The organism is Streptomyces sp. NPDC028991 (assembly GCF_055564775.1).
Map to the genome: position 1 here is coordinate 264,491 of NZ_JBVHVP010000006.1, position 15,821 is coordinate 280,311.

Consider the following 15,821-nt stretch of genomic DNA (forward strand, 5'->3'; position numbering starts at 1 on the left):
CGAGCCGCCTTGAACCCGTGAAGAAGGTTGTAACTCAGGCTTCGTCTGTGAGGTGTGTCCTGTCTCGGTTGATGCTTGACGCTGTGGCGTCACCTGATGCTTGACACCGCTTGCCTCGGCTTGGCTGTGCGCGTCGTATCCGCGTGCAGGGAGGGCCGGGGCCGTGCTGGTGGAGTTGAGCGTGGTCGAGCAGCGGTATCACGCGGTGGTGGAGGTCGCCGCGGGGGTCCCGGTCAGTCGAGTCGCCGCCCGGTATGGGGTGTCGAGGCAGTCGGTGCACTCCTGGGTACGCAAGTACAAGCAGTCGGGTTTGCCGGGTCTGACGGACCGGTCGCACCGACCGGACTCGTGTCCGCACCGGATAGCGCCGGAGGTGGAGGCTCTGGTGTGTGAATTGCGGCGCCGGCATCCGGGCTGGGGTCCGCGCCGGCTGGTGCACGAGCTGGAACGCAGGGGCACTACGACGGTGCCGTCCCGGGCGACGGTCTACCGGGTCCTGGTCCGCAACGGACTCATTGAGCCCGGCGTGCGTAAGCGTCGCCGGTCGGATTACCGCAGGTGGGAGCGGTCAGCGTCGATGGAACTGTGGCAGATGGACATCGTCGGCGGCATCCTGCTGGCGGACGGCAGCGAGTGCAAGATGGTCACCGGGATCGACGACCACTCCCGGTTCATGGTGATCGCGAAAGTGGTGCAGCGGGCCACGGCCCGGGCGGTGTGTCTGGCCTTCGGTGAGGCACTGGTGCGGTTCGGAGTGCCTGGCGAGGTGCTGACGGACAACGGCAAGCAGTTCACCGCCCGCTTCAGTCCAGGCAAGCCGGGAGAGACGATGTTCGACCGGATCTGCCGGGAGAACGGCATCGCTCACCGGCTGACGAAGCCGCAGTCCCCGACGACCACGGGGAAGATCGAACGCTTCCACCAGACTCTGCGGCGCGAACTCCTCGACCAGCGTGATCCGTTCGTTGGCCTGGCGGCTGCGCAGGCGGCGGTGGATGCCTGGCTGGAGGACTACAACCGGATGCGTCCGCATCAGGGGCTGGACATGGCCGTTCCGGCCAGCCGGTTCGTTCCCCGCCCGCGGTCCGAGCAGGATGTGCTGCCGGTGGTCCTGCCCGCGCGCCTCGACCCCGTCCCCCAACCTGACGTCCCAGAGCCTCCACCCGAGCCTGTCGCGGCGGCCTGGCCGATGACCGAGGGCGAAGTCGGAGCGATCGAGGTGGAGCGGGTGGTGCCCGCCTCGGGAAACCTGAGCCTGCGCGGGCAGCAGATCTGGTTCGGTCCGGCCCTGGCCGGCATCACGGTGACCCTGCGGATCGACGTGAACCGGCTGCACGTCCTGATCGGCGGCGGCCGGCACAAGACCCTGCCCTCGAAGCTGTCTGGCCGGGACCTCAAGGCCCTGCTGGCAGGCGGGGACGCCCGACCCGCCGGGCCCTGGGCGGACGATCCCGGACCGGCGAATGACGCGAATGGGGCGGTGGAGGTGGACCGGACCGTGAACGCGGTCGGCTACGTCGGTCTGGGCGGCGACAAGGTCCTGGTCGGCTGGCCGTTCGCCGGACAGCGGGTCACCCTCCGCCTCGACGGAAAAGTCCTGCAGGTCCTGGACGAGCAGCGTGTCCTGCAGGCCACCCTGCCCAGCCCTCTGCCGCCCTCGGCCTGCGGGCGCCTGCAAGGGGGCCGTCCGGCCGGGCCGCCACCGCTGCTGCCTCCGCCCGGCCAGCAGATCGCCGAGCGGACCGTCAGCAGCGTCGGCGGCTTCATGGTCGCCGGACAGCGCGTCCAGCTCGGCTGCGGCTATGCCCACCAGGTCGTCACCGCCCACCTGAGCGAAGACGTGATCCGCGTCTTCCACGGCCAAGATCTCATCACCACCGTCCCGCGTGTCACCAAGAAGGAGGTGGCGGTCCGCAAGTCCGGCGAACACAACCGCCGAAAGATCGTGTGATCGCTGTGTCAGGCGGGTTCAGACGACTGCTTGGGCGGCCAGCTGGCCAGCCGGGCGCGGGCTTCCTGAGCAATGACCGGCCACGGGTCATCAACCAAACCCGCAACCGCCGGCCGCGGCGAGTGCGGATGGTTTGCTACGAGCCTCCGCACTGCGTCATGCGGATCGTCGACCAGCCGTTCCAGCAGCTCAGGCGGGCAGTTGCGTTTACTGGCCACCCGGTCTCGGACCCGCCAATCCGGATCCTTGATCAACTCGGCCAGGATCTCCGACGGCACCGTCCTGTTATGCGCAGCCCAGACACGCATGTCGGGACGGTTGCGCACCAGGTCCCACCAGACTGACGGCGGCATGGCTGCCCACGCCGAGCGGTTGTGCTCCGCCGGGTCCTCGCTCTCCCGCAGCCGGATGAACTCCTCCACGGAGGTGATCTCAGGGAAACGGTCCGTCATGGCAGCCAGTAAGCCACGATGTCTAGGTCAAACGTCAAGCATCACCTGACGCCGAATCGTCAAGCATCATCTGAGACCCGACACTTCGTCTGTGAGGCGCCATAGGGGCGCCTCGTACTGCTTCGGGCGACCGGCAATGAGGAGCTGCCGCAACTCGTCGCGCTGTGCACCGCTGAGGCTCAGGGCTTCGGTGATGCGGCGAAACGTTGTGTGGGTGGCTCCGCGGGTGCGTGCTTCAGCCTCGAACTGGGCTAGTTGCGACAGGATCGCGGCCGGGTCCAGATTCGTCGGCTGCTGCTCGTTGAGCCAGAGAGCTTTGTTGCGCTCATAGTCGATCTCTGAGTAGCCGCACACTTCGCGGCTGTACGCCTCGGCCTCGTCCAGGTCGGCAGTGGACATGATCGCTCGGGCCAACCGGTTGCGGCTCAGAGCGTTGTCCAAGTCGACCTCGTGTACTGCCGGGCTCTCGTCCGTGAGCAGGACAGGGAGTCCCGCGTCTCGGATTTCGCATGTGCCGCGTACGCCTCGGGCTGTGGCTGCGAGGAGCCCCGTCGCTTCGGACGGGTGCCACTCAAGGACGGCGCTGATGGCGGCCGTGTCCTCCGCGGTGAGGGTGTGGACAACGGGGCCCAGCGCGCCGGTCATAGTCTGCGGCGGGAGTTCGCCGTCCAGGCCCGGTCCCGCTACGAGGAGCCGCACAGGTTCGTTCAACTGGCAGCATGCCGCCAGCGTCAGAGCGTCGGCCAGCGGGCTCTTCAGTGTCGGCTCGTCGCCCTGCGCGAGGATGTCTCCGCCCACGTCCAAGAGATCGATTGATGCGGGCTGTACGTGGTCAACGAGTGATTCGAGTTGCCGGGTAAGGCCGACGGCCCCCTGGTGTGGGTCGAGCAGCGCGAAGGTGGCTGGGAGTTCCGCTGCCAGTCTGGGGAGGGTGGAGCCTGCGGGTTCGATCGGGCGGGTCTGCGCCGGCACGGACCAGACGTCTGGCGTGAGGCGTTCCAGGCCGGTGAAGTCGGCGGGGCGCCGCGGGCCCGGTAGGGGGTCGATCAGGAGGCGGTCCCAGGCGTAGGTCAGGATCACCGCCTGGTCCTCGTCGCCGTAGAGGGCGGCGTGAAGCATGGCGGCGGCCACTGCGTCGCCCCCTCCTCCTGCTGCGACGATCAACCGCGTCATGCGATCAGCCTACGGGTTCCCGGATGGGCCACTCAGCCTATAGTGGCCAAAGGCTATAGCCACTTGAACAAGGAGGGGACATGCCTCAGATCGAGGAGGCTCAACCCAAGTACCTTCAAATCGCTCACTTCATCCGCGACCAGATCCTTCGGGGTGACCTGCGGCCGGGGGACGAGGTGCCCTCTGAGCGGCAGCTCGCTGCGGACTGGAAGGTCTCCCGGCCTACGGCTGCGCGGTCGCTTGAAGCGCTGAGCCATCAGGGGCTGGTCGAGAAGCGGCAGGGGTCCGGCACGTACGTGCGCAGTCTCGAAGTGAACCGTCGTGCGAGGGAGTTGTACGGGCGGGCTCGGCAGACCGGGAAGATCTATACGCCTGGCGAGTATGCCGTAATCACGTCGGCCGGCTGGCTGGATGCCCCGGACCACGTCGCTGAGGCCCTGGGCTTGGTGAAGGATCGGCGGGCTGTGCACCGTCGACGGGTCACGAACAACCAGGACGGCCCGATCACCCTGTCCACCTCATGGTTCGCTCCGGACGTCGGCCAGCGTGCGCCCAAGCTCACCGACCCTGGACGCATCCAGGAAGGGACGCTCATGTACGTCGAGCGCATGACAGGGCGTCAAGGAAGCTACGCCGAGGACCGCATGTGCGCCCGAGCGGCCACGGAGGAGGAGGCTGCCGACCTGGGGCTGGAGCCCGAGTCCGCCGTCCTCATCGTCCATCACGTCGTCTTCGACCTCCAGGACCGGCCTCTGGAGTTCGCCGAAGCCACGTACCCGCCGCACCGCTGGGCGTTCGAGCAGGGCTACCCACTCGCCTGACGGCGCGCCAGTTCCGTCGTATCGCTTGCGCCCCGCAAGTGGCCAATGCCACTATCCACAAAGTGGCTAAGGCCACTTGGAGATGAAGGGGCACGACGTGACGAGTCGGCGGCCGAAGCAGGACGCGCGATTAGCTTGCCGGGGGGTGTCGGGGGCGTGGATGGAAGCGCGTCGGTGCCCGAGCGGCGCTGACGCTCTCCGCGGCCGACGACCGCAACCGTGCCACGTCGAAGCGGCGCTGCCTCGACTGCGACGGCAGCGGCAAGGAGTGAGCACGCATGGCTTACACGATCGACCGACACCCCTGTGAGGACTCGCCGCGGCTTGGGGCGATGACCTTGCACCCGGAGCCTGAGTCCGTCTCCCGTGCACGGCGCTGGTTCCGTAAGTTCATCGCCCCGTACAACCCGGCCTGCTCGATCGACGACTGCGTACTGATGATCTCCGAGCTGGTCACGAACGCCATCTGCTACGGCACGTCGGAAGATCCGTGGGTCGTGCGGGTCGAGTGGTTCCGTCACGGGGCCTCGCTCCGCGTCGAGGTTCACAACCCCGGCTTCCCGGCGAGCGTACGGCTGCGGCATCCGGATGCGAACGATGCCCACGGCCGAGGACTGCTCCTCGTTGATTCCATCGCGGATTCCTGGCACTCCGGCCCCAGCCACCTCGGCGGCACGGTCGTCTCGTTTGTGGTCGCTGATGCCTGGCCGGCGTGATGGGATAGTTCACCTCTCCTTCTGCCGGTGTGAAAGTGTCGCTCGGCTGGTTGACCAGTTGACTTGGACAATCTCGACGGGCGGCGTCCATGTCGTATGAAGTGGAGCCACCGAAGTATCTGGCCTTGCGCAGGAGCTCCAGCGCCGCATCGAGGACAGCACCTATGCGCCAGGCGCTCGGGCGCCGAGCGAGAACCAGCTCGTGCAGACCTTCGGTATGTCCCTCCCGGCCGTCCGTGCGCGCCCTGGAGCTGTTGCGGGATGGCTGGCTTGAGTCCCGCCAGGGGTACGGCACGATCATGCGGAGACGTCCGACCGCTGTACAGAACCACGACCGTCGCGGACAGCAAGCACTCGTCCGTGATGAGTCGCGTGCCCCCGGGCGGCTGGTCGAGGTGGGATACGTGCTCGTCCCGAAGCGAGTCGCTTCCCTGCTCGGGTCGCCCAAGCGAGCCAAGGTCCTCATGCGCCGTTTCTTGGTGCAGGACGAGGGCGAACCGGTTCGGGCTGGTCTCCTCGTACTTTCCTGCCGGCGTGGTCGAGGGCACCGACCTGGAGAGCGCCGAAGGGCTGAGTGGCAGTACTCGGGAGCACCTGGAGGCTCGGAAAAGGTCCGCTTCGTCCACGTTCAGGAACGGATCTCGGCGCGACTGCCCGAGCCGGCCGAAGGTGACCTTCTCGACGTCCCAGACGGCGTTCCGGTCCTCACGGCGCCGTCGACGGAGCGCCATAGTCTGTGCTGACGCAGAACTGCGTGAGTCCAGGCTGGAAGCTCATGGCAGAAGAAGCAGGTGACAGGATCAATGTGGATCTCGGTGACGGTCGCATCGGGCTGGCCGTAGCCATCATCGCCCTGATCGTCAGCACCAGCTTCTCTCGCCCCGCTGGACTTTGATCACCGTGGGGTACTTTGCCGCCTGGTTCATCGGCACGCCGACCGTCATCCTCATCAGGGGCGGAAGCGGCAGAGAAGCAGTTCGGCGGGCTTGAGCGCGGTGGCGACCGTCAGAGGCGGCTCGCTGATCAGCGGCTGGCGCACATCGAGGCGGACTGGCGCGCGGGCGGCACATCGATCCGCGCGCCGCCCGGACCACCTTCCAGCAGTACGCCGAACGCTGGGCCGCCACGCAGGGCGCCGACCCGAACACTCAGGCCCCGATGGAGTCGCAGCTACGGCTGCACGCTTTCCCCTGCAAGCTGCGGGACGTACCGTTTCCCGGCCCAGTCGCCGATGCGCTCCGGACGCACGTGAAGCGGTTCTCGCAGGTCGAGATCACCTTGCCGTGGAAGGTCGCCGACGACCCTCCGGTGAGCATGTGGCTCATCTTCACCGGGCCGCGTGGCGAACACGTCTGGCGTACGTCGCTCAACGAGGAGGCGTGGAAGTCGGCGCTGGCTGCGGCGGGTGTCATTCCTGTGCCTGAGCGGGGACGGCCGTGCGCCGAGTCCCGAGAGAACGGCATGCGCGCCCTCCGCCACTTCTACGCCTCGGTGCTCCTCGACGCCGGGGAGAACATCAAGGTCCTCGCCGAGTACCTCGGCCACTCTGACCCTGGCATGACGTTCCGCGTGTACGCGCACCTGATGCCGTCGAGCCAGGAGCGCACCCGCAAGGCTGTGGCTTCGATCTTCGATCACCGGTGATACGCGCGCCATGGTCAGAGGCCGGTACCGCTGTAACCGTATGAACATTGGGGTGGGGAAGTTCGCTGAAAAAGCGAGCGAGCAAAGTTCGCGGACAAGCTCACAAGTTGATTCGTGATTTCACGCGTGAGAGATTGGAGTCTAGAAAGACTGCGGACCTGGATCCGGGTGCAACCGGATCCAGGTCACATGCAGTCAGCGAGCCCGGTCGCCCACTACTCGACCGGGCTCGCTGCATGTGCAGCTTCCGGTCGCGACCGTCCTCGCGCGTGACTCGCTCATCGAGCGAACTGCGTCACGCCGGTAGCGATGGCCACCAGGAGGCCAGCGCCCGTAAGCCAGACCTGCCACCTCTCGGCACTGGTCCACCTACGAGACTCGTCCTTCTCAAGGCTCATCTCCACCATCTCCCTTCTCCTCCAGCCGGCCCGCCGGTCGGGCCGGAGCCTTGGAACTCACGCACGCTTACGCGGAGTTCAGGGGAGGTTCAGGTGAGGCGCGATCAGCATACCGGGCACATCGCTATTCACCGAGACACACGGGAACGCTTGACAGCGGCCCCGAATCCCTTTCACGGCCCAGCGACGGCCCCGTTACAGAAACAAGCCCCCTGCCTATGGGAAACCCGCAGGCAGGGGGCTTGTTCGTGGGGGCTTGTTCGTGGGGGCCTACTTCTTCTTGCCCTGGTTCTTCACGGCCTCGATCGCGGCCTTGGCCGCGTCCGGGTCCAGGTAGGTCCCGCCCGGGTTCAGCGGCTTGAACTCGGCGTCCAGCTCGTAGGAGAGCGGGATGCCCGTCGGGATGTTCAGGCCCGCGATGTCGGCGTCGGAGACGCCGTCGAGGTGCTTGACCAGGGCGCGGAGCGAGTTGCCGTGCGCCGCGACCAGGACCGTGCGGCCGGTGAGGAGGTCGGGGACGATCGCGTCGAACCAGTACGGGAGCATGCGGACGACGACGTCCTTGAGGCACTCCGTCTGGGGGCGCAGCTCCGGCGGGAGCATCGCGTAACGCGGGTCGGAGAACTGGGAGTACTCGGCGTCGCGGTCCAGCGCGGGCGGCGGGGTGTCGTAGGAGCGGCGCCACAGCATGAACTGCTCCTCGCCGAACTCGGCGAGGGTCTGGGCCTTGTCCTTGCCCTGGAGGGCACCGTAGTGGCGCTCGTTCAGGCGCCAGTGGCGGTGGACGGGGATCCAGTGGCGGTCGGCGGCCTCCAGGGCGAGCTGCGCCGTGCGGATCGCGCGCTTCTGGACGGACGTGTGGACCACGTCGGGCAGCAGGCCGGCGTCCTTGAGCAGCTCGCCGCCGCGCGTCGCCTCCTTCTCGCCCTTCGGAGTGAGGTTGACATCCACCCAGCCGGTGAACAGGTTCTTCTCGTTCCACTCGCTCTCGCCGTGGCGGAGCAGGATCAGCTTGTACGGTGCGTCGGCCATGGCTCCGAGCGTAATCGAACCGCCTGAACGCCCGCGCGCCGCGCCCGCCGGTCGGACAGTTGACGAGAAGTGTTAATCGAGTGGCCTCTCGCAGCCCCCGGCTCGTAAGTTGTGCTCGCCGACAGAGCCACTTACAGCCGCTTACAGCCGCATTCGTTCACGGGGGTCCCATGTCAGTCGCCGGAGTGAGACGTGCCGCGCGCGAGTCCGTCTCCGGGCTCCCCCGCGAGTTCTGGTGGCTGTGGACCAGCACCCTGGTCAACCGGCTCGGAGCCTTCGTCGCCACCTTCATGGCGCTGTACCTGACCATCGACCGCGGGTACTCCGCCTCGTACGCCGGGCTGGTGGCCGCTCTGCACGGGCTGGGCGGGGTCGTGTCCTCGCTGGGCGCCGGGGTGATGACCGACCGGCTCGGGCGGCGGCCCACGCTGCTCGTCGCGCAGGCCTCCACCGCGCTGTCCGTCGCGCTGCTCGGCTTCATGCGGGACCCGATCGCCATCGCGGCCGTCGCCTTCCTGGTCGGCATGGCGAGCAACGCCTCGCGGCCCGCCGTGCAGGCGATGATGGCGGACATCGTGCGGCCCGAGGACCGTATCCGGGCCTTCTCGCTCAACTACTGGGCCATCAACCTCGGCTTCGCGATCTCCTCCATGGCGGCCGGTTTCATCGCCGAGGTCAGCTACCTCGCCGGGTTCCTGATCGAGGCGGGCATGACCATGGCCTGCGCCGTCCTGATCTTCGTGAAGCTGCCCGAGTCCCGACCGCAGAAGAGCGTCGCGGAGGAACGGGTCGCAGTCGAGAGCACGCCCGTCTCCCTCGTGACCGTCCTGCGCGACGGGCGCTACATGAGCGTCGTCGGGCTGTCCTTCCTCATCGCCCTGATCTTCCAGCAGGCATACGTGGGGTTGCCGGTGGCCATGGGCGAGGCAGGGTTCACGCCTGCCGACTTCGGCATGGCGATCGCCGTCAACGGTGTCCTGATCGTCGTACTTCAGATTCCCGTCACCCGGTTCATCCAGCACCGGGATCCGCGGCAGCTGCTCGTCCTCTCGTCCCTGCTGGCCGGGTACGGCTTCGGGCTCACCGCCTTCGCCGGGTCGGTCGGCGTCTTCGCGCTCACCGTGTGCGTGTGGACACTCGCCGAAATCGTCAACGCGCCCACCCAGACCGGGCTCGTCGTCCGCCTCTCCCCCGTGCACGGGCGCGGGCGCTACCAGGGGATGTACACCATGTCCTGGGCGGCCGCCGCCCTCGTCGCCCCGCTGATGTCCGGTTTCGTCATCGACCGCTGGGGCGCCGAGTGGCTCTGGGGCGTCTGCGCGGTCGTCGGCACGGTGGCGGCGGTGGGGTACTGGGCGCTCATGCGGGGGCTGCCGGACGAGGAGACGTTCGCCGCCGAGGCTCCGAAGGCCACGCATGGTCCAGAGGGCCAAGTGGCTTCAGAGGGTCAAGCGTCCTCAGGGGGCCAAGTGTCCTCAGCAGTCCTAGGGGGCCAAGTGTCCTCAGAGGTCCCAGAGGTCGCGGAGGTTCCAGCGTCAGAGCACTCCGAGACGGCCGACACGCCCGTGCCCGCCAAGTCCGAGGTCGGTGCGGCCTGACGGCGGCCCGCGGACGCCCGCGTCCTCACGGGTGCATCCGCGCCCCCTTCAGTACCTTGTCCACCGCGTTCTTCGGGCCGTACACCGCGAGGCCCACCAGGTCCAGTCCGGCCGTGGGCACGGCCCGTACCGCCGCCCGGTTGTCGCGGTCGTTGCCCGTGGTGAAAAGGTCGGACGTGAACAGCGCGCGGGGCAGAGCGCGTGACAGCACGCGCGCGTGGGCGTTCGTCAGCGTCTCCTTGGTGCCCTCGAAGACCAGGACGGGCTGGCGGAACATCGGCAGGTAGCCGACCGCGTCGGCGTCCTCGTACGGCTCCCCGATCACCTCGGGGAACTGGCTGCCCAGCCCGCTGACCAGGAAGGCCGTGACGTTGATGCGCTGCCAGGTCTCCAGGTCCTCGCGGAGCAGGACGGCGATCTTGGTGTCGAAGCGGATGGGGTCGTCTGCGGCGTGCGTGCTCATGGGGTGAGACTGCCGGTCGGTTTACGGCCGGGTCTTGTACGTTTTTTGCATGGCCGACCAGGACCAGCGGGCCGTCTCCGCCTGGCGACCGCCCGTCCCGGGCGTCGTCGAGGTCTTCCACGCCCATTTCACCGAGTACGCGTACCCGATGCACGTCCACGACGCGTGGACGCTGCTCATCGTCGACGACGGGGCCGTACGGTACGACCTGGACCGGCACGAGCACGGCACGCCGCACGACACGGTGTCGCTGCTGCCGCCGCACGTGCCGCACAACGGCTCCCCCGCCACCCCGGACGGCTTCCGCAAGCGGGTCCTGTACCTGGACGCCTCCCGGCTGGGCGACGAGCTGATCGGACCGGCCGTGGACGCCCCCGACCTGCGTGATCCGGTGCTGCGGCGGCGGGTCGGGCAGTTGCACTCCGCGCTCGCGCTGCCCGGTGACGAGCTGGAGGCGGAGAGCCGGCTGACCTTGATCGGCGAGCGGCTGCACGGGCATCTGCGGCCCCGCCGCCGGGAGGGCCCGGCGCGCCGGGATCCCGTCCTCGCCCGCCGGCTGCGCGAGCTGCTCGACGAGCGGGTCGTCGGAGGGATCGGCCTGGAGGAGGCGGCCTCGCTCGTCGCCGCTCATCCCGCCCACCTGGTACGGGCCTTCAGTGGCGCCTACGGCATCGCGCCGCACCAGTACCTGATGTCCCGCCGCGTCGACCGGGCCCGGCGGCTGCTGCTCGCGGGGCGCACCCCGGCCGACGTGGCCGCCGCGACCGGCTTCTACGACCAGGCCCATCTGACCCGGCACTTCAAGCGGCTGGTGGGTGTCACGCCGGGGCGCTACCGCACCAGCGGCGGCACGGTCGGGCCCTGAGGCCGCGTCAGTCCCCGGAGCGGTCGCCGGGCTCGGCGCGCTGCTCCGGCTCGGAGTGCTGGCCCGGCTCGGCGTGCCCGTCGGTGCCGCCGCGTTCGATCAGGTGCCGGAACGCCTCCAGGTTCCGCGTCGGCTCCCCGCGTTTGGTCCGCCACTCGTGCTCCTTGCGGATGGCGGACGCGAAGCCCAGCTCCAGCAGGGTGTTGAAGGCGCCGTCGGCGGCCTCCAGGACCTGGCCGAGGAGGCGGTCGATCTCGTCGGGGGTGACGGCGGCCAGGGGGAGTTTCCCGGTGACGTAGATGTCGCCCAGGCGGTCGACGGCGTACCCGACGCCGTAGAGCTTGAGGTTGCGTTCCAGCAGCCAGCGGTGGACGGCGGGTTCGTTCTCGTCCGGGTGGCGGATGACGAAGGCGTTGAGGGAGAGGGAGTGCCGGCCGACGAGGAGGGAGACCGTGGTGGACAGCTTGCGGGTGCCCGGGAGTTTGGCGACGTAGTTGCCGGGCCCGGGGGTCTCCCACTCCAGCTCGGCGTCCTTCAGGGCGTCCTCGACGACCTGTGCTGCCTTCTGCGCTGCCTCAGCCATGGTGGGAGCGTACGCGACGGCGGTGGGAGTGGATCGCGGCCGTGTAGGCGTCGGCCGTCGCGGCGGCGGCGCTGTCCCAGCCGAAGGACTGGGCGTGCCGGGCGGCGGCGTCGCCCATCCGCGGCGTCAGCTCCGGGTTGTCGGCGAAATCGCGCAGCACGCGCGCGTACGCGGCGGGATCGTGGCCCTCGACGAGCCGGCCGGTGTGTCCGTCGCGCACGGCGACCGGCAGCCCGCCGACCGCGGCGGCGAGCACCGGCGTACCGGCCGCCTGAGCCTCTATGGCGACCAGGCCGAAGGACTCGCTGTAGGACGGCATCACCAGCACGGACGCGGCCCGGAACCAGTCGGCGAGCTGCTCCTGGCCGACCGGCGGGCGGAACCGCACGACGTCGGCGATGCCGAGCCGTGCGGCGAGCTTCTGCAGTCCCTCCGGCTTGGCGAGGCCGCTGCCGCTGGGGCCGCCGACGACGGGGACGACGATGCGGGAGCGCAGTTCCGGGCGCTCGTCGAGGAGTACGGCCACGGCGCGCAGCAGTACGTCCGGTGCCTTCAGCGGCTGTATGCGGCCGGCGAAGAGCGGGATCAGCGCGTCCTGCGGCAGCCCGAGGCGGGCGCGGGCGGCGGCGCGGGCGTCCGCCGACTCCCCCGGGGCGGGCTCGGAGCCCTTGGGGAAGGGTCGGAAACGGTCGAGGTTCACGCCGGGGTGGACGACGGCGACCTTGGCCGGGTCGGCGGCGTAGTGCCGGACCAGTTCGTCGGCCTCCTCGGCGGTGTTGGCGATCAGACGGTCGGAGGCGGCGACGATCTGCGTCTCGCCGATGACGCGGGCGGCCGGCTCGGGGCTGTCGCCGTCGGCCAGGTTGGCGTTCTTGACCTTCGCCATGGTGTGCATGGCGTGCACCAGGGGGGCGCCCCAGCGCTGGGCGGCGAGCCAGCCGACGTGGCCGGAGAGCCAGTAGTGGGAGTGGACCAGGTCGTAGTAGCCGGGGCGGTGGCCGGCCCAGGCCTGCATGACGCCGTGCGTGAAGGCGCACAGCTGGGCCGGCAGTTCCTCCTTGGCCAGCCCCTCGTACGGTCCGGCGTCGATGTGGCGCACGAGGACGCCGGGGGCGAGCTCCACGGACGGCGGGAGTCCTCCGGCCGTCGCCCGCGTGAAGATCTCGACCTCGATGTTGATCGCGGCGAGGCGCTGCGCGAGCTCGACGATGTAGACGTTCATGCCGCCCGCGTCGCCGGTACCGGGCTGGTGGAGCGGTGAGGTGTGCACGGAGAGCATGGCGACGCGACGGGGCCTGCGCAGCAGCCGGAGCCGCGGGGTGGCCACCGGTGAGCGACGCCCGAGCCTGCTGACGTACTGGCTCACGAGCCGTTCCTCCTCGCTGCGGGCATGCCGGTCGGAGGGCACACGCCGCCCTCCACGAGGTGGAAACACCAGATGACGGCGCTCCATTTCCGGTTTCCCGACCTTTGCTGAATCATTACCGCTGATCGCTCAACCGTTCGAGGCGGGGATGCGTCAAGAGGGAGTGACGCGCCGATCGGAGCGGCCCCGGCCGCATACCCTCGTACGCATGCCCTCCCGCGCCACCGCCCTCCCCCGTACTCGGCCCGTCCCGGGCAGCGGAACGCCCGTGGGCACGGTCACGCGCGGGACGACGAATCCGAACCGGCTGCGCCGCATGGACCGCTGGATCGCGGCCACGCACGGCACCGAGCTGCGCCGCGCCGCCGATCCCGTCGCCGTCGACCTCGGCTACGGGGCGGCCCCCTGGACGGCCGTCGAGCTCCTGCACCGCCTGCGCACGGTCGCGCCGCACGCGCGCGTGGTGGGCGTCGAGATCGACCCGGCGCGGGTGGCGGCGGCCCAGCCGTACGCGCGTGCGGGGCTCGCCTTCCGGCACGGCGGCTTCGAGGTCCCCGTCCCCCGGCCCCCACTGCTGATCCGCGCCGCGAACGTGTTGCGCCAGTACGACGAGGGCCAGGTGGCCACCGTCTGGCAGCGGCTGTGCGCACGGCTCGCGCCGGCGTCGGGGCGCTCCCGCGGCGGGCTCCTGGTCGAGGGGACCTGCGACGAGATCGGGCGCCGGCACGTGTGGGTGGCGCTGGGGCCGGAGGGGCCGCGCACGGTCACCTTCGCGACCCGGCTGGGCTCCCTCGACCGCCCCTCCGACCTGGCGGAACGGCTACCGAAGGCACTGATCCACCGCAACGTCCCCGGCGAGCCCGTACACGCCTTCCTGCGCGACTTCGACCGCGCCTGGGCCGCCGCCGCGCCCTACGCCTCCTACGGTGCCCGCCAGCGCTGGATCCGGACCGTGCGGGACCTGACGGCCGACTGGCCGGTGACGGACGGTCCGGTGCGGTGGCGCCAGGGTGAAGTGACGGTGCGGTGGGAGGCGTTGGCCCCCGCCGCCTGAGCGGGGCACGGGCGCGCGCGTGGCCGGCGGGCGGGAACGATCCCCGTGCGGCGTTCGTCACACAGCGGGGAGCCGTCGCACCTCAGTGCGGAAGTGAGGCGCGAGGGAGAGGCGGCGGAGACGCGACGGGGCGCGAGGGAGAGGCGAGGGAGAGACGAGAGGGAGACGAGGGAGGGGCGAGGGAGGGGGGACGGAGACGCGGGGGAGGGGGGAAGCGGAAGGAAAGCACGGCCTCTGTCGCTTTCCACGCCGGCATGGCACGATCCCCCAGGCGACCTATGTTACTGACGGTTAATCAGTTTTGGGGGCGAGGTATGCGTACGGGGAAGCATGGCTTGATGGCCGCTGCCGTGACCGTGGTCTGCGCGGTCACCGTGCTCGCGGCACCGGGCACGGCGTTCGCGGATCCCGGGCCCACACCCTCGCCCGGCACACCCAGCGCCTCCCCCGCCCCGTCCGCCACGGGCGGCAAGGACCTGGAAGCCGTACGCAAGAAACTCGACAAGCTCTACCGCGCGGCGGCCTCCGCCACGGACGAGTACAACGCCGCCGAGGAGAAGGCGGACAAGCAGTCGGCCGAACTCGTCGAACTCGCCAAGAAGATCGTCAAGGGCCAGGAGAAGCTGGACGGGCTGAAGGAGCGCGCGGGTGCCGCGGCCCGCGCCCAGTACCGCACCGGCGGCCTGCCCGACGAGGCCAAGCTGATGCTGAGCGAGGACCCCGAGGACTTCCTCGACGGCACCGACCGGGTGGACCGGGGTCAGCGCGCGACCAAGGGCCTGCTCGGCGAGCTGACGCGCACCCAGGAGGACCTGAAGACCTACGCGGCGGACGCCTCCGCCCAGCTCAAGAAGCTGGAGGCGAACCGCAAGGCCAAGGCCACCGCCCAGAAGAAGATCGAGAAGCAGATCGCGGCGGCCGAGAAGCTGGAGTCGGAGCTGGAGAAGGAGGAGAAGGAGCGCCTCGCCCGGCTGGAGCGGGAGGCCCAGGCCAAGGCCCAGACCGCCTGGCTCGACTCCGGCATCCTCGAGGATCTCGACACCAAGGCGACCGAGCGGGGCAGGAAGGCCGTCGAGTACGCCACCGCGCAGATCGGAAAGCCGTACCAGTGGGGCGCCGAGGGCCCGAAGGCATACGACTGCTCGGGCCTGACCTCACAGGCCTGGGTGTCGGCCGGGCAGTCGGTACCGCGCACCTCGCAGCAGCAGTGGAAGCAGCTCGAGCGCGTCGACGTCAAGGACATGCGCCCCGGCGACCTGATCATCTACTTCGATGACGCCAGCCACGTCGGCATGTACGTCGGTGACGGCTCCGTCGTGCACGCCCCGCGCCCGGGGCGCTCGATCACCATCGCGGGGGCGGGCTCGATGCCGATCCTCGGGGTGGTACGGCCGGACACGGGCGCGGCACCCTCGGAGTGACGCGGGCGCGGCACGGCAGCCTCGGAGTGACGCGGGCGCGGGCACGGCACCCCCGGAGTGACGCGGGCACGGGCACCGCACCCCCGGGCCGGGTCCGGGGCGCGTCCCAGCCCGGTGACGCGAGCCACGCGCCCCGGCCGAGACGTGAATCGGGCCACGTGACCCAGTCCACGCCCGGCGCTCCGCCCCGCGTGACGTTCGTCATCCCGGTCCCGCGGTCGACGTGTCCAACTGCGCGACATAACGCGGCATATGACAGTGGCCGATGGCCGCCCGGCGTGTTC

14 protein-coding genes and 1 pseudogene are annotated in these 15,821 nt (G+C 69.7%); 9 read left to right on the forward strand and 6 right to left on the reverse strand.

What is annotated here, in order from left to right; translation table 11 throughout:
* The first annotated feature begins 175 nt into the window (after nt 1-175).
* A complete protein-coding gene (locus ACZ4V1_RS16150) occupies nt 176-1,951 on the forward strand; it encodes an IS481 family transposase (RefSeq protein ID WP_468335717.1) in 1,776 nt (591 codons plus the stop codon).
* Between the two features lie 8 nt (nt 1,952-1,959).
* Here the strand turns inward: ACZ4V1_RS16150 and ACZ4V1_RS16155 are convergent, their stop codons facing one another.
* A complete protein-coding gene (locus ACZ4V1_RS16155) occupies nt 1,960-2,403 on the reverse strand; it encodes a hypothetical protein (RefSeq protein WP_468335449.1) in 444 nt (147 codons plus the stop codon).
* 66 nt (nt 2,404-2,469) lie between these two features.
* Nucleotides 2,470-3,576 (reverse strand): DUF1152 domain-containing protein, encoded by a 1,107-nt coding sequence (locus tag ACZ4V1_RS16160; protein ID WP_468335451.1) that lies wholly within the window; start codon nt 3,574-3,576, stop codon nt 2,470-2,472.
* Between the two features lie 80 nt (nt 3,577-3,656).
* Here ACZ4V1_RS16160 and ACZ4V1_RS16165 point away from each other — a divergent pair, with 80 nt between their 5' ends.
* From ACZ4V1_RS16165 to ACZ4V1_RS16180, 4 genes and pseudogenes are all read left to right on the forward strand, one after another.
* Nucleotides 3,657-4,397, forward strand: coding sequence for a GntR family transcriptional regulator (locus ACZ4V1_RS16165; RefSeq protein ID WP_468335454.1), 741 nt, complete (start codon nt 3,657-3,659; stop codon nt 4,395-4,397).
* 278 nt (nt 4,398-4,675) lie between these two features.
* Nucleotides 4,676-5,113 (forward strand): ATP-binding protein, encoded by a 438-nt coding sequence (locus tag ACZ4V1_RS16170; protein ID WP_468335457.1) that lies wholly within the window; start codon nt 4,676-4,678, stop codon nt 5,111-5,113.
* Between the two features lie 148 nt (nt 5,114-5,261).
* Entirely contained in the window at nt 5,262-5,387 is a 126-nt protein-coding gene (locus tag ACZ4V1_RS16175; RefSeq protein WP_468335720.1) for a hypothetical protein, read from the forward strand.
* A 726-nt stretch (nt 5,388-6,113) separates the two neighbouring features.
* Nucleotides 6,114-6,757, forward strand: a pseudogene (locus tag ACZ4V1_RS16180) (tyrosine-type recombinase/integrase); the annotation flags it as partial.
* Between the two features lie 668 nt (nt 6,758-7,425).
* Here ACZ4V1_RS16180 and ACZ4V1_RS16185 read toward each other — a convergent pair.
* Complete coding sequence (locus ACZ4V1_RS16185; RefSeq protein ID WP_468335459.1) at nt 7,426-8,187, reverse strand: phosphoglyceromutase; 762 nt, start codon at nt 8,185-8,187, stop codon at nt 7,426-7,428.
* A 170-nt stretch (nt 8,188-8,357) separates the two neighbouring features.
* On the opposite strand from ACZ4V1_RS16185, the gene ACZ4V1_RS16190 reads away from it, so the two are divergent.
* Nucleotides 8,358-9,785 carry an MDR family MFS transporter gene (locus tag ACZ4V1_RS16190; RefSeq protein ID WP_468335463.1) on the forward strand — a complete coding sequence of 476 codons (1,428 nt, stop codon included), beginning with the start codon at nt 8,358-8,360 and terminating at the stop codon, nt 9,783-9,785.
* 25 nt (nt 9,786-9,810) lie between these two features.
* Here the strand turns inward: ACZ4V1_RS16190 and ACZ4V1_RS16195 are convergent, their stop codons facing one another.
* Nucleotides 9,811-10,248: a DUF2000 family protein gene (locus ACZ4V1_RS16195; protein WP_468335466.1), complete on the reverse strand. Its 438-nt coding sequence runs from the start codon at nt 10,246-10,248 to the stop codon at nt 9,811-9,813.
* A gap of 49 nt (nt 10,249-10,297) precedes the next feature.
* On the opposite strand from ACZ4V1_RS16195, the gene ACZ4V1_RS16200 reads away from it, so the two are divergent.
* On the forward strand, nt 10,298-11,113 hold the full coding sequence (locus tag ACZ4V1_RS16200) for a helix-turn-helix transcriptional regulator (protein WP_468335469.1): 816 nt from the start codon (nt 10,298-10,300) through the stop codon (nt 11,111-11,113).
* A gap of 7 nt (nt 11,114-11,120) precedes the next feature.
* On the opposite strand, the gene ACZ4V1_RS16205 is transcribed toward ACZ4V1_RS16200, so the two are convergent.
* Together ACZ4V1_RS16205 and mshA are read right to left on the reverse strand one after the other, a co-directional pair.
* Entirely contained in the window at nt 11,121-11,696 is a 576-nt protein-coding gene (locus ACZ4V1_RS16205) for a type III secretion system chaperone family protein (protein WP_468335473.1), read from the reverse strand.
* Nucleotides 11,689-13,062: a D-inositol-3-phosphate glycosyltransferase gene (gene mshA, locus ACZ4V1_RS16210; protein WP_468335476.1), complete on the reverse strand. Its 1,374-nt coding sequence runs from the start codon at nt 13,060-13,062 to the stop codon at nt 11,689-11,691. Before mshA ends, ACZ4V1_RS16205 begins: the two co-directional genes overlap by 8 nt.
* 208 nt (nt 13,063-13,270) lie before the next feature.
* Here mshA and ACZ4V1_RS16215 point away from each other — a divergent pair, with 208 nt between their 5' ends.
* Nucleotides 13,271-14,116: a class I SAM-dependent methyltransferase gene (locus tag ACZ4V1_RS16215; RefSeq protein ID WP_468335479.1), complete on the forward strand. Its 846-nt coding sequence runs from the start codon at nt 13,271-13,273 to the stop codon at nt 14,114-14,116.
* A 314-nt stretch (nt 14,117-14,430) separates the two neighbouring features.
* Nucleotides 14,431-15,537 (forward strand): C40 family peptidase, encoded by a 1,107-nt coding sequence (locus ACZ4V1_RS16220; RefSeq protein ID WP_468335482.1) that lies wholly within the window; start codon nt 14,431-14,433, stop codon nt 15,535-15,537.
* The last annotated feature ends 284 nt before the right edge of the window (nt 15,538-15,821 follow it).

Bases quoted from the DNA above. Each gene is read 5' to 3' on its own strand.
- ACZ4V1_RS16155 (WP_468335449.1), bottom strand. From the start codon at position 2,403: ATGACGGACCGTTTCCCTGAGATCACCTCCGTGGAGGAGTTCATCCGG.
- ACZ4V1_RS16160 (WP_468335451.1), bottom strand. From the start codon at position 3,576: ATGACGCGGTTGATCGTCGCAGCAGGAGGAGGGGGCGACGCAGTGGCC.
- ACZ4V1_RS16220 (WP_468335482.1), top strand. From the start codon at position 14,431: ATGCGTACGGGGAAGCATGGCTTGATGGCCGCTGCCGTGACCGTGGTC.
- ACZ4V1_RS16190 (WP_468335463.1), top strand. From the start codon at position 8,358: ATGTCAGTCGCCGGAGTGAGACGTGCCGCGCGCGAGTCCGTCTCCGGG.
- ACZ4V1_RS16170 (WP_468335457.1), top strand. From the start codon at position 4,676: ATGGCTTACACGATCGACCGACACCCCTGTGAGGACTCGCCGCGGCTT.
- ACZ4V1_RS16205 (WP_468335473.1), bottom strand. From the start codon at position 11,696: ATGGCTGAGGCAGCGCAGAAGGCAGCACAGGTCGTCGAGGACGCCCTG.
- ACZ4V1_RS16215 (WP_468335479.1), top strand. From the start codon at position 13,271: ATGCCCTCCCGCGCCACCGCCCTCCCCCGTACTCGGCCCGTCCCGGGC.
- ACZ4V1_RS16185 (WP_468335459.1), bottom strand. From the start codon at position 8,187: ATGGCCGACGCACCGTACAAGCTGATCCTGCTCCGCCACGGCGAGAGC.
- ACZ4V1_RS16165 (WP_468335454.1), top strand. From the start codon at position 3,657: ATGCCTCAGATCGAGGAGGCTCAACCCAAGTACCTTCAAATCGCTCAC.
- ACZ4V1_RS16200 (WP_468335469.1), top strand. From the start codon at position 10,298: ATGGCCGACCAGGACCAGCGGGCCGTCTCCGCCTGGCGACCGCCCGTC.
- ACZ4V1_RS16195 (WP_468335466.1), bottom strand. From the start codon at position 10,248: ATGAGCACGCACGCCGCAGACGACCCCATCCGCTTCGACACCAAGATC.